Annotated in this window: 13 protein-coding genes and 1 pseudogene; 6 read left to right on the top strand and 8 right to left on the bottom strand. The window is 34.2% G+C overall.

What is annotated here, in order from left to right; all coding sequences use genetic code 11:
- The first annotated feature begins 703 nt into the window (after nucleotides 1-703).
- Nucleotides 704-1,639, top strand: a complete 936-nt coding sequence (locus I5818_RS01305) for a sigma-70 family RNA polymerase sigma factor (RefSeq protein WP_078110228.1) — start codon at nucleotides 704-706, stop codon at nucleotides 1,637-1,639.
- A gap of 75 nt (nucleotides 1,640-1,714) precedes the next feature.
- Here I5818_RS01305 and I5818_RS01300 read toward each other — a convergent pair whose 3' ends face one another.
- Together I5818_RS01300 and I5818_RS01295 are read right to left on the bottom strand one after the other, a co-directional pair.
- Nucleotides 1,715-2,245, bottom strand: a complete 531-nt coding sequence (locus tag I5818_RS01300; RefSeq protein WP_071977385.1) for a GNAT family N-acetyltransferase — start codon at nucleotides 2,243-2,245, stop codon at nucleotides 1,715-1,717.
- A 156-nt stretch (nucleotides 2,246-2,401) separates the two neighbouring features.
- A complete protein-coding gene (locus I5818_RS01295; RefSeq protein WP_078110227.1) occupies nucleotides 2,402-2,950 on the bottom strand; it encodes a GNAT family N-acetyltransferase in 549 nt (182 codons plus the stop codon).
- A gap of 320 nt (nucleotides 2,951-3,270) precedes the next feature.
- Here I5818_RS01295 and I5818_RS01290 point away from each other — a divergent pair, with 320 nt between their 5' ends.
- Complete coding sequence (locus I5818_RS01290; RefSeq protein ID WP_058004267.1) at nucleotides 3,271-3,465, top strand: hypothetical protein; 195 nt, start codon at nucleotides 3,271-3,273, stop codon at nucleotides 3,463-3,465.
- Nucleotides 3,466-3,625: 160 nt separating this feature from the next.
- Here the strand turns inward: I5818_RS01290 and I5818_RS01285 are convergent, their stop codons facing one another.
- On the bottom strand, nucleotides 3,626-4,498 hold the full coding sequence (locus tag I5818_RS01285) for a YitT family protein (RefSeq protein ID WP_058004268.1): 873 nt from the start codon (nucleotides 4,496-4,498) through the stop codon (nucleotides 3,626-3,628).
- A gap of 236 nt (nucleotides 4,499-4,734) precedes the next feature.
- Nucleotides 4,735-5,868, bottom strand: a complete 1,134-nt coding sequence (locus I5818_RS01280; protein ID WP_395132575.1) for a DUF3626 domain-containing protein — start codon at nucleotides 5,866-5,868, stop codon at nucleotides 4,735-4,737.
- 265 nt (nucleotides 5,869-6,133) lie between these two features.
- On the opposite strand from I5818_RS01280, the pseudogene I5818_RS25945 reads away from it, so the two are divergent.
- Nucleotides 6,134-6,637: pseudogene (locus I5818_RS25945) on the top strand (DUF3231 family protein); the annotation flags it as partial.
- A complete protein-coding gene (locus tag I5818_RS26345) occupies nucleotides 6,614-7,192 on the top strand; it encodes a DUF3231 family protein (protein WP_420889505.1) in 579 nt (192 codons plus the stop codon). The pseudogene I5818_RS25945 and the gene I5818_RS26345, both read left to right, overlap by 24 nt.
- Before the next feature lie 128 nt (nucleotides 7,193-7,320).
- Here I5818_RS26345 and I5818_RS01270 read toward each other — a convergent pair whose 3' ends face one another.
- On the bottom strand, nucleotides 7,321-7,989 hold the full coding sequence (locus I5818_RS01270) for an O-methyltransferase (RefSeq protein WP_078111113.1): 669 nt from the start codon (nucleotides 7,987-7,989) through the stop codon (nucleotides 7,321-7,323).
- A gap of 119 nt (nucleotides 7,990-8,108) precedes the next feature.
- On the opposite strand from I5818_RS01270, the gene I5818_RS01265 reads away from it, so the two are divergent.
- Nucleotides 8,109-9,011 carry a LysR family transcriptional regulator gene (locus I5818_RS01265; RefSeq protein WP_078111114.1) on the top strand — a complete coding sequence of 301 codons (903 nt, stop codon included), beginning with the start codon at nucleotides 8,109-8,111 and terminating at the stop codon, nucleotides 9,009-9,011.
- 104 nt (nucleotides 9,012-9,115) lie between these two features.
- On the opposite strand, the gene I5818_RS01260 is transcribed toward I5818_RS01265, so the two are convergent.
- A complete protein-coding gene (locus I5818_RS01260; RefSeq protein ID WP_078111115.1) occupies nucleotides 9,116-9,565 on the bottom strand; it encodes a hypothetical protein in 450 nt (149 codons plus the stop codon).
- Between the two features lie 224 nt (nucleotides 9,566-9,789).
- On the opposite strand from I5818_RS01260, the gene I5818_RS01255 reads away from it, so the two are divergent.
- The gene (locus I5818_RS01255) at nucleotides 9,790-10,452 is read left to right on the top strand and encodes a GntR family transcriptional regulator (protein WP_078111116.1); all 663 of its coding nucleotides are present in this window, start codon (nucleotides 9,790-9,792) and stop codon (nucleotides 10,450-10,452) included.
- A 72-nt stretch (nucleotides 10,453-10,524) separates the two neighbouring features.
- On the opposite strand, the gene I5818_RS01250 is transcribed toward I5818_RS01255, so the two are convergent.
- Both I5818_RS01250 and brnQ read right to left on the bottom strand, forming a co-directional pair.
- Nucleotides 10,525-11,046 (bottom strand): GNAT family N-acetyltransferase, encoded by a 522-nt coding sequence (locus I5818_RS01250; protein ID WP_078111117.1) that lies wholly within the window; start codon nucleotides 11,044-11,046, stop codon nucleotides 10,525-10,527.
- Between the two features lie 676 nt (nucleotides 11,047-11,722).
- On the bottom strand, nucleotides 11,723-13,078 hold the full coding sequence (brnQ, locus tag I5818_RS01245) for a branched-chain amino acid transport system II carrier protein (protein WP_078111118.1): 1,356 nt from the start codon (nucleotides 13,076-13,078) through the stop codon (nucleotides 11,723-11,725).
- Nucleotides 13,079-13,149: the final 71 nt, after the last annotated feature.

Below are 13,149 nucleotides of genomic sequence, written 5' to 3'. Positions count from 1 at the left end.
AAGGGCAGCGTTCTTTTATAGCTTGCAGCTCTTTTCTCAGTGGAATGAAGGTCTTGTCGATTTTCAACCTATTTGTATATGTTAAAAATTTTGTTAATAACAATGGTTGAGAAAAGAGCATTAATATATATAAAATTGTTTGTTGCTTTTGTAAAAGCCCTACTACCGGCTTTTACACCTAATAAAAGGGCAGCGTTCTTTTATAGCTTGCAGCTCTTTTCTCAGTGGAATGAAGGTCTTATCGATTTTCAACCTATTTGTATATGTTAAAAATTTTGTTAATAACAATGGTTGAGAAAAGAGCATCATATATAAAATTATTTGTTGCTTTTGTAAAAGCCCTACTACCGGCTTTTACACCTAATAAAATGCAGCGTTCTTTTATAGCCTGCAGCTCTTTTCTCTGTGCAGAGGCATCTCGTTTTAACCTGTTTGTATATGTTAAAAACTTTGGTAAATAACAATAGCTTAGAAAAGAGCATTATAAAAAATTATATGATCATTGTATCATAGGGCTCAGTGATTGTCTGACAGCACCTACTTTTAAAGAATCGTTCTCGCATTATTTGGATAATTACCAAAAATTGATATACTTTTAATAAAGCAGCATCGATTTACTTCCAAAAAAATGATTACCATGAGTATAATTCCGTTCTCTTCATTCGTTATACATATAGATACAGGAAATGGAGGTTTTATTGTGATGATAGATAAAAAGAATGAGCTCTATGAGCCATCTCGAGAGCTTCATCAAAAATTTAATACTCTTATTGAAGATATAGGAGAAGGATTATGGAAGTACTGCCGCTACTTAACTGGATCGCCTTGGGATGGCGAAGATCTCTATCAAGAGACCATGTTAAAGGCATTAGGTGGTTTATATCAACGGTGGCACCCAACCAATCTCAAATCCTATCTTTATCGAATCGCGACGAACACTTGGATCGATCAATGCCGTAAAAGGAAAAAAGAGATTGGGCGCTTAACTGAACTAGATGGTGGGATAGTAGAAGAGATTTCAGATCACTTTGACATCGAAGAAGCATTGGAACATCTCTTCTATCTTTTTACACCTAGACAGACAGCGGTATTTTTACTGATGGAAGTTTTCCAATTTACAGCTGATGAAGTTGCAGGTATTGTGAAAACAACACCTGGAGCGATTTATGCAACAACACGAAGAGTCCGAGATAAATTAAAAAGAACTGAATTGGCACCCCTAAAAGCTCACGAAAACTCAAAGAAAAATCATAAAATTATTCAGGCCTACTTAAAAGCATTTAATCAAGGAGATGTAGAAGGAATACTAAGGCTAATAAGTGATCATGCACAATATGAGGCTTCTCTAGGATTCTTAGAAGTAACAAAAGAAGAAATTCGAAATGGCTCCCTACAATATGGTCTACCACTCTATAAAGCCCAAGAATTTACTTTGTGGGGGAAGCAAGTCATTATTGTATTGGCAGATTCTGAAGGTGGTCCTCTCATTCACGATATTCAATATCAAGAAATAGAGAATGATCAAATTGTGTACCACCGAAGTTATTTTTTTAGAAAGGAATTGATCTTTGCTGCATCAAAAGAGTTAGGCATCCCACCTCAATTAGACAAACATCCATTCTTGAATTGGCTTCACTAGAAATAAAGGAAAACAAAGACGATCCATTTATAAAAATTGATTCAGTCTTTGTTTTCTACCTTATACTCTATAAAATTAATGATTTTTCACCAATGAATATACATTTGTGTCATATGAAATGCCATTTTGATAAATATAATTTCGTAAGACTCCTTCTTTTTCGAAGCCCAACTTAATCAATAAATCATTAGAAGCCGTATTATCCAAAAATACTACTGCACCAATTCGATTTAAATCCAGATGATTGAATCCATAATCGACGACTGCTTTCACTGCTTCTGATGCATAGCCCTTCCTCCAAAAATCTGGGTGCAGTTCATAGCCGATTTCAGCTCTTTTATATTTAGGAACCCACGCATTGAATCCAATCGACCCAATGATTCCCTTCTGATCTTTTAATTCCATTCCCCATCTAATTCCGCGTCTTTCTTTAAAGTTATGATTAAACATCTCAATGATCTGCTCAGCTTGTTCGAAACTTGTAAAGGATTCCTGACCATAGTAACGAGTTACATCGGAATTTGAAAAACAACGAAAGATATCTTCTGCATCTTCTTTTTCAATTCTCCTTAAGTTAAGCCTCTCAGTTTCTAGTAACGGAAACATCCTACACTCTCCCCTTTCATTTACGGTAAGATTAATATGTATAATTTAGTTTATCATTCTACTAATTAGTGTTTTTCCCTTCCGTGAACCATATAAAAATCAAAGAATACTCTTAAACCTGATTAATTTTAGGAAGGTAGCTTTTTGTATATATGTTCATTCTTGAGGGTTAATTATTCCGTAATATACTAGGTCGACATATTGATTTTCTTTCTTCACATGGTCAATGAATATCCCTTCCTTTTTCATGCCTAATTTTTGCATAACCCTTCCTGATGCTTGATTTGAATGAAAGTATCGAGCAAATACTTTATGGTATTTCTTTTCATCAAATGCAAATCGTAATATAGCCTGTGCCGCCTCAGTAGCATATCCATTTCCCCAAAACTCTTCACCTATCCAATACGCTAGCTCCCCATTATTAAATTTTTTGTTGTTAGATAAAGCGATAGCTCCATATACACGACCAGTTTCTTTATCTGTTATAGCAAATTCATATGACTTATCAGCATTAAAATGATCAAGATGATGGTTAATCCATGTTAAAGCATCCTCTAAAGTGTATGGATAAGGTAGGTATAATGTATTTTTATAAATATTATAATTATTGCAGAGTTTAGTGACAGCTTCTGCATCAGATTTTTGAAATAATCTTAGTACTAGCCTTTCAGTAGAAATTCTTTTATTTTGATGGTCATAAGTCATAAGGCATCCCCACTCCTTCTAAGTCATGCTAATAAAAAAAACGTACGAGTCACTTGTTCCATTCATACCTACAACTACCTATCTTTAACTTCGACAAAAAAAGACGAAAACCTTCATAGGTGATCGCCCTGTGCAATTTGAAATGATAATAGATTATTATTACATGAATAAAATTATTTTTGTATTGAATATAAAAAATAAAAAATAACGGTCCATCCAATTGTTGCGATGGTAAATAAAGGTAAATAACCCATTAATATAGAAAGTTGTTTCCTTTTACTGTAAAATTAAGATAGAAATAAATGGAGGAGATACTAACTATGGATGAAAGAGTAAAAATAATTAGAAGCTTTTGTGCAGGAAAGCTTGCCTTCATAGAACTACCTAGTGATGTAAAACAGCTTATGATAGATTATGGGTATATAACTAGAGAAGGTAATTTTACTGAAATGGGTAACATATATAAAAATGCAGTTATTATTAATCAAGATATGAACCAAAAACATCATATATAATTATTTAGCGGGTTAAAGATATACTATTGATCCGTGCGCTTGAATAATCTCCATTTAAAAGTATTATGTAATATCAATATTACATAGAGTATATAACGAAAAATCCCACAAAAAATCACCTAGTTTTTTGTGGGATTTTATCATCTTACAGGTTTGAATTCTAGTGAATATTATTCTTTCTAAAATTACCACCCTTAACTTCCGCTACATCATATACGGTAACAAAGGCAGATTCGTCAATATCCTGAATGATTTCCTTAATTTTACTTTCTTCTAGGCGGTTAATGACACAAGTGATTTCTTTAAACTTTTCTTTAGAATAACCACCATACACTTCATTATATGTTGCACTTCTACCTAAGCGATCACGTATTGTTTCCACCATTAATTCAGGTTGAGTCGTAATAATTTTAAATGTTTTCGATCCGCTTAAACCAACCTCAACAATGTGAATCACTTTAGAAGCAATAAAGTAAGCAATAGCTGAAAGAATTGCCCCTTGAAGTCCAAATACAGTTGAAACAAAAATAAATACAAACATGTTTAAGAAAAGAATGAAGTCACTTGTCCCGAATGGTAATTTTCGTGAAAGTAACACGGCTAACATATCAATACCATCTAATGCGCCACCATTACGCAATGCTAACCCCATCCCCAATCCGAGGATGATACCTCCTACTACAGTAACTAACAAGGTATCCCCTTCAATAATTGCTGGGATATGGTGCATAAGGCTTGTACCAACTGCTAATGAAGCAATTCCGATTATCGAATAAACGGCAAAGCTTTTACCGATTTGTTGATATCCTAACCAAATAAATGGGATATTAATAATCGCAATTAAAATTCCTAATGGTAATCCAAATAGCTTGGATGCAACGATACTAAGACCCGTTACTCCTCCATCAGATACACTATTGGGGATTAATACTGTTTCTAGCCCATATGCCGCAATAAATCCCCCAATAATGATGATCAATCCCCGTAAAAATAGTCTTAGTTTTTTTGATTTGTGCTTTTTGTTTGTGTTCATATTATTCCTCATTTCCAACATTCTATCTTATTTAAGTTTACCATAAAATACTTCAAATCATTCTGATCGAAAAAGAAGGCGTCTTTTCTTATTACAAGAAACGCCTTCTTTGTTTATAAACTATTCATCATAAACTTTATATTACTATAATGGATTATAGTATTTAGTAAAATACTCATGCTTGGTTGAAAACAGAAAGAATATCATTTACTCATTCTAGAAAAATCCAATTTTTCTTAGTAAATTTCTCCCGAGGCTACTCCATTAATCTTACCTTTACTGCGTTCCTTTCTTGGATGTCCATAACGAACCAACACATGCCAAAGCAGTTTTAATTCTTGAAGAACATCAGCCATCGTACCACGTTCACTCCAAGATTCCGGATTACACTTTAAGTCCATTACAGCAGCTCCTATTGTACTGGCATTAATATAACGATCTTTTGCAATCCGTTTTGCTAATGATGGCATCGACGAACCTCTAAAATCTATCGGAACTTCATCAACCAATAGTTCAAAACCCATGTGCCATTTTAAAACGATGGAATACTTAGAGCATAATGTTTTTAAAATTTCACCTATTGGAGTATCTTGATAGGAAGGATCAACTACGAGCATTTCAACGTCTTCCTTTAAGGATATATCCCCATGTATCTGTGCCTCAATATAATGATTAAGATTACGGCTTGCCTCTTTTTGTGATAGATTGATAACACCATTTTCAAAATTAGAAAGCAAATGATTGATTAATCTAGGAGGCGTTAAGTTTCTTTCACCGATAGCAAATTCTCTCGTAAATGTTTCTTCCATCAGTCCTGCCAAAATCATATCAAATTCTTCATATGTTCCCTTTTCCTTAGGGTTCTGATGTGAATCCAAGTATGTATATGTGGATCGTTGGGAGACTCCCGGTGAGAGTAAAAAATAGCATGATCCAAAACGTGGGGCTGGTCCGTCCGGATGTAACATCACATTTAGCGCTCCATATTTGGGTCTTTGATTATTGGGCGAGTTTTCCAAATGATAGGCTCCTCCGAAGACTTCCTCTTCCCAACAATCTCGTTCACCACCAGGATATGCCGTGACACTACCATTTGATAAACCTGTTTCAAATTGACTTTTGTATTTCCCCTGCTCAAGAAGTGATTCAGCAATCAGTTTCATCGTTGAATCTGGTCGATCAGGATGAAAATGCACCGCAATTTTAGCTTGTGCCTTTAACTGATCAACAGCCATTTCAAATACTTGATCTGAGATATTTGACATTTTAAGTACGTGATTAATAATAGCTCTAGCTTCCTCTTTATGATTTTTAGCATAATTAGTAATATGCTGGATAGCTTTCAGTTGAGAATGAGTTAAATCTACCAATAGAATCATTCCTTTTTAAATATATTTCTTTGGCTTTTTTATAGAAATAAAAGAAGAGAGATATCCCTTAAATATATCTATACTTTAAATACATATCTCCAAGTACCTTTAGAAATTCGGCAAAGAAAAAGATTTTCCTTTAAATTAAATGTACTAATCGTTCAATATAACATCATTATCTAATCAGCACTCAAGAAATTATCCCTAATATTTTTGCATTTTTATACACACAATATATGTACTAAAGTAAAGACGGAGGTACAAAATGAAGAAAGACTCTATTTTAAAAGAAGAAATTGAAGAACATCAGCCAAATAAACAGCTAACATCTGCTGAACTAGCTGATCTGTTTAGTAATTTTATGGGAGACTCTATGTTCAGTTGTGTCTTTGAGCATTATCTTCAAGTAGTGCATGATGAAGAGGTTAAAGATTATGTCGAGTTTGCCTAAGCACTATCAAGAAGACATGTGCAGGAGATAGGCAATATTTTTAAAACGGAAAACATACCTGTACCTGTTGGTTTTGGGGAACAGGATATTCGTAAGGATGCTCCTCGTCTCATCGGTGATCTCTTCATGGTCTTTTATATTACTCAAATGGCCAGTGCCTCACTATTACTTTATGGAAGTGCTTTTTCAAATGCTACTCGTCAAGACATTATCAATTATTTTAGAAGCTCATTAAATGATTCTATAGAAACCTATGAGCGAGGGATACATTTATTACTGTCAAAAGGAATGGATATAAGTTCTCCAACGATCCCTTATCCAAACAAAGTAGATTTCGTAGAGAAAAAATCATTTATTTCTCTCCTAACAGGTAGAGACCGTCCGCTTTCATCTAATGAAATTAAGCACTTGCACTACAACATTAATACCAATATATTAGGAAAATCATTAATGTTAGGATTCAGCCAGGTTGCTTCCTCAGAGAAGATCCGTAAATACTTCCGAGATGGAGCAGACCTTGCAAATAATCAAATTAAGAGTTTTGCTGATCATTTACTCAAGCAAAACCTGCCCTCTCCTAAGCTAATGGATGATCATGTAACAGATTCAACTACTTCACCTTTTTCTGACAAACTAATGATGTATCACGCTTCGTTGGCTGGAAACATAGCACTCACTAATATGGGAACAGCTCTTTCTCAAATGATGCGACATGATTTAGCCGCAGAAATTATGAAGCTCATTCCTGTCATTGGAAAGTATAATAATGATGGATTGAATATCATGATTGAACATGGTTGGTTTGAAGAACCATTTACTGCAACTGATAGAAAAGAACTTTCTAAATCATCATCTGGATTTAACAAAAATTGATTAAGTTAAACGACAATATCCAATCATTACATTGAATATTATTCCTATATTAGATGCAAGGGAGGTAACAGTAAAAAAATTTATATATGTTCTGCTACCTCCCTATGGCTCCCCAATTTATTTATGAACTATTTGACCAATCCCATTAAAAATCCATCATACCCCTTTGATCCGACCGTTTGAATAGAAGTACATTCAATTCTATTTTCATTAGCAAGCAAATCCATAAATTGTCTGATACCATGGATTCTCTCATCACTACTTATTTCATTAGTCACTTCACCATCTCTCACGACATTGTCCGCAATAATTAGTGTTCCAGACTTTGACATACTCATCGCCCATTTTAGGTAATAGGGGTTATTGGTTTTATCAGCATCAATAAAGATAAGATCAAAAGGGGCAACTCCTCTTTCTTTTAATTTAGGTAAGCTATCTAGGGCATCTCCCACAATCACTTCTACCTTATGCTCGTAACCAGCATATTGAATATTTTGATTAGCTATTTTTGCAAATTCTGGATTCACCTCCAATGTATAGACTTTTCCAGACTCAGGTAATGCCCTTGCAAACCAAATACTACTATATCCACCAAGTGTTCCAATTTCTAAAATGTTTCTTACCCCCTTCATTTTAGCTATTAAATAAAGAAACTTCCCTTGTGACGGAGATACATCAATTTCTGGGATTCCGGACTCTCTATTTGTTCGCAAAACATGATCAAGTATAGGATCAGATAATTTTAATTTTCCTATAAAATATTCATCGACTTTGTTCCAGCTTTCATTTGCTCCCATTCTTAAATCCCTCATTTCTTCAACTTGTGTCTTCACTAATAGTGTATGATAGTATAAACGATAAAAATAATATATCTTTTTAACCGTTATATAAATTCAAGTTATGAATGGAGAAAAAAATGAATATACATGGCCTTCGCTTATTTCACCATGTTGCCACAACAGGAAGCTTTACTAAAGCAGCTGAATTGATGCGAATTAGTCAGCCCGCCGTTTCTAGTCAAATAAAGAAATTCGAGCAAGAGATTGGAATAATCTTATTCAAGCCTCATGGGAGGGGAGTATTATTAACAGAATTCGGTAAAGAGTTAGCAGAAAAGGCACAGAACTTTTTTGCCTTTGAGAAAAGGATTGAAGGCTTCATTGACAATCATCGTCATGGGAAGGCAGGAAGCATCCATATTGCTGCAACTTACTTGCCTGCAAATTTTTTAATTCCAAAATGGGCCGCTACATTTAAGGCTCACAACGAGGAAATCAATTTATTCATCCATACTACTAATTCACAAGGTGCATTTGATCAACTCAAACAATTTAAAGCGGATATCGCAATCTACGGTGGGGGAGTTTCAGAAAGACCAGATGAAATTGAGTGGGAAGAATTATTAGAAGATGAACTTTGGTTTGTAGTCTCTCCTACACACCCACTTGCCAATCAGTGCATCAGCTTACAGGAAATGGTGAAGGAGCCATTCATTATGCGTGAGGAAGGAAGCTCTACTCGAGAAAGGCTTTTTTCCCTTTGTCAAACCTTTCAAGTAGAGCCACCAAAGATTGCACTTCAGTTTAATGGTTTAAATGAAACCATTCATTCGGTTATGGCAGGTTATGGGGCAAACTTTATCTCTTCTCTTGTTGTCCGTGAGTATGTGGAGAATCATCAACTTGCTCGTGTATTTGTTCAAGACATCTGTGTAAAAAATAAAATTGCGATTTGTACTAGGAAAAATGAAAAGAAAAGCCTCCTTGTATCTAATTTCATCGACACTTGTAAGCTTTCTTTAGAAAAGACTAGAGCTTAAAAAGAGGAGAGATTAAGGTAACAATCTTGATGAATGGTAGAATTCCCTTCCCTTTTTTATACTAAATCGAGCAACTCATAACAAATTCGAGCAATTCTACTATATTATTGTTTCTTGTCCTGCCATAACTGATAAAGATACAGAATAACAGCGATAAACATCATTAATAAAAAATTTAATAAAGAGGAAATTTCCCCATCTTCTCTAATTTCTCGCATATTTAATATTCTTGAAAAAATAAAGCCATAAAAAAAATCTATTACAGCGTTTACAAGCATATAGATCCAAAATTTATTAAAGGTAAAATAAAATATCCACATGGTCCCAATGAGAAAAACACCATATACTGTAAAAAGTGGAGCAATCTTATCCCAATAAAACAGACTTTCATTAAACTTCCACCAATGATGAAACCAAGCAATTTGAGCTATAATTGTATTTATGATAGTAGCTAAAAAAGCAACAGGCATATATCTCCGAATTGATGAATTGTTCATAAAAATTAAAGATAGCCATGGTAGAATAAATAATGCCCATATCAATAGTTTGTCCATATGTAGCAATCCTCTCTATTCCCTATAAATAACCATATCATCTCTCAAAATTAATTGTCCTATACCTGTCAGATGCTTAGCATCTTTCAATTCGTTTCTATTATCGGGTTCATTATCTGAAATACATTAATCTAATTGTAGCAATATATCATATATCAATCCTTTTCGTTTTAAGGTATACTAATAGTATAGAAAACAGACAAATTTCTAGGGAGGTAAGTTATATGCCAATACCTACTGATCATTCAAAACCAGTTCGCACATCCGCAAAAGAAAGCGCATTCAATCAAATACAACAATGGATTATCGATGGAACACTAAAGCCAGGGGAAAAGCTCAATGACTCCGAGCTTGCAGAAGCATTAGGAGTCAGCAGAACACCCATCCGTGAATCCCTTCAATTGCTTGAAGCACAAGGATTTGTAGTTATGTATCCGAGTAAAGGGACACAGGTAACGGAAGTAGAAAAAGAATCGATTAAGGAGCTACTTCCTCCATTAGCTGCTTTACAAGCATTATCTGCTGAACTTGCCATTTCCAATCTAACGGACGAAATTACGAATAAATTGGAACAAACAAATAAAAGATTCGCGGATGCCATTCATTCGGATAATGACTTCCAAGCATTGAAAATTGATGAAGAATTCCATCAAATTATTGTAGATGCAGCAAATAATTCATATATTGATAATATGGTTGCTTATCTTCAAGCACATGTAAGAAGATTATTCTTCCATCAATCCATTATTCTAACTGAACAATCAATTAAAGAGCACGACACCATTATACAATTAATGAAAGATGGGAACGAAGTGGCAGTTTCTAATATTATGCGACAAAATTGGTTGCGTGCTATTGAAGAATTCAAGTCAGTGAAAAAGAACTAAATATGTAAAAGCCGGTCCTATTGTTAGAAACCGGCTTTATCTGTATCCATAAATAGATTGCCTGACCACTAGTCAGTCATTTGAAAGATCCTTTATCATTACCCACAAACTCATATCTCCATTTACGCCTTTTAAGATCGTCTCAGTTTTCACGTTAAATCCTTTCTTTTCGTAGAATGCCTTAGCTTGATGATTAGTTTTTAATACTTCTAACCAAAGTAGTCCCTGATTATTATGTATTGACAATTTAATCGCTTCATTTAAGAGTATATCTCCATAACCCTTGCCTGTAGAACTCGGGAGAAAATATATTTTTTGCAACTCGGCTCCTCTAGTTTCGTTATTAGGTAGTTTCCTATCAAAATTCACTTTTGCAAAGCCAATTGCCTCATTTTCAATATAAGCAATCAACCAGACTATATTATGCATCTTTAGGCTTTTTTCTAACGATTCTTTAGAAAAGTCTTTTTCTAAAAATTTATTTATTTCCTTTTTATTTTCCCAATTATCCTTGAAGTGTGCATAATAAGTGTCAATCCCTAATTGTCGGATAATCGATAGATCCTCAACTGTTCCCTTTCTAATTTCAAGCATGTTATACTCCCTTTCACTTATTTATTTTGCTGATAATTAAGTAATCAAAATAAACAAACGATAGATAGCCTCACCTCTCCATTGGAAAACTATTATTCTGCCAATTGAAACTTATATGCCTTTTATCCAATTCTATCATTATTAATCATATGAAATAAACTCACGTTTTCATTACTACTTTATGTATCTCAACCATTAACATTTCTTTTAGTTCAAGGCACATTTCACTAGGCTGTTTTCTTATAGTTTGTTGCTTTTGTAAAAGCCCAACTGCCGGCTTTTACTCCCAATAAAGGATTCTAGCGGTTCTAATGGAGATTGCAGCTCTTTCTCAGTAAATTGATGCTTGTAGCGATCCTCAGTCGATATTTAATAGTTATAACTTTACTTAAATAGCAACAATGTTTGAGAAAAGGGCCTTTCACAAAGAAAAGAGCTGTAAACTCCATCAAAACCATTGGGGCCTTTATTAGGTGCAAATGCCAGAAGTAGAGATTTTATTCAAGTAGGATACTTATGAAAGCAGACTTATTCAAAGATCATGTCTAAATTGCCAACATTATTTTTCTAAAATATTACAAATAAAAAGCCAGTTCCATTATTACAGTCGGAACTGACTTTTTTAATCGCGATCTTTTAAAGAATTTATGATTTACATTCGGTGCCTGTTATCCTTTTACGCATGAACTTCAGAGTATTGCATGAAGCGAGCAATAACCCCCGTAATTAAGATAACAATCAGTACTGGCAGTAACCATCCTAGGCCTTCATGATAAAAAGGTAAATAATGTTCATACACTTTAATTATGCCTGATACCCATCCAAAATAGTCCATTTTGAATAATTTAAAAAAAGTTTTTAAACCGTCAATGATACTAATTAAAAAAGTAACAACTGTTGCTGCAATATAAACCAATCTTGAATGATTAAACAATGGTGACAAGAAAGTTAGAAGCATTAAAACAATCGCAAGTGGATAGAGAAACATTAATACAGGAATTGAATAGTTAATAATATTAGCTAGTCCAAAATTTGCGATGATAAATGTCGCTGTAGTAAACAAAGTGACAAATAGTTTATAGCTTACTTTCGGAAATAATGTATGGAAATACTCTCCACAGGCTGTCATTAATCCAATACTTGTCGTTAGACAGGCAAGTAAGATTACAACAGATAACATCACGGTTCCAGTCATTCCAAAATAATGCGAAGCTGCACTACCTAAAACAGGACCCCCTGTATCAAAAAGACCAAATCTTTCTGTACTAGTTGCACCTAGATAGGCAATCCCTACATAGATAACTCCAAGAAAAACAATTGCAACCGTTCCGGATTTAACAGTAGCTCCCAGTACTCCTCGTGTCGTTTTTACTCCAAGTGCACGGATGGAATTGATAACGATAATACCAAATACAAGTGAAGCTAATGCATCCATCGTGTTATATCCCTCTGTAAAACCTTTCATAAACGCACCATTTTGATACGCTTCCTGTGGAGCTTCAATAGAACCCATCGGTTTCACAATAGCCATTACTAGTAAAATAAATAATAAAATAATGATTCCAGGAGATAAGATTTTCCCCACTCGATCAACCAATTTAGCTGGATTCAATGAAAACCATAGAGTAATAGCAAAAAACAACAATGTAAAAATAAATAACCCGATATGTCCATTACCATGTTCAAAAAACGGTGCAATACCAATATCATAAGCAACAGCTCCTGTACGGGGTGCTGCAAAAAAGGGTCCAATTGTTAAATACAATAGTGAAGTAAATACTGTTCCATAAATAGGGTGAATTCTACTTGATAACTCACGTAGGTCACGGCTACCTGATATCCCCATCACTAGAATTCCAAGAAAAGGTAGACCCACACCTGTTATTAGAAAGCCTATTACTGATGGCCATAGATTCGTTCCTGCATTTTGTCCAAGTTGTGCAGGAAAGATTAAATTTCCTGCTCCAAAAAACAAAGCAAATAGCATAACTCCTACTATAAAATAATTTGAAAATGAAAGTTTATTGTCCATATGACCAGTTCCCCCTAAGAAGTAAATATTCAAATTTATCTAAAAATTCATTACCCGCATATGCAATATAT

The organism is Heyndrickxia oleronia, from assembly GCF_017809215.1.
In the GTDB taxonomy this organism is placed as follows: Bacteria; Bacillota; Bacilli; order Bacillales; family Bacillaceae_C; genus Heyndrickxia; species Heyndrickxia oleronia.
Note: the sequence above shows the minus strand (reverse complement) of the source record. Positions and strands in the feature narration are given on the sequence as shown.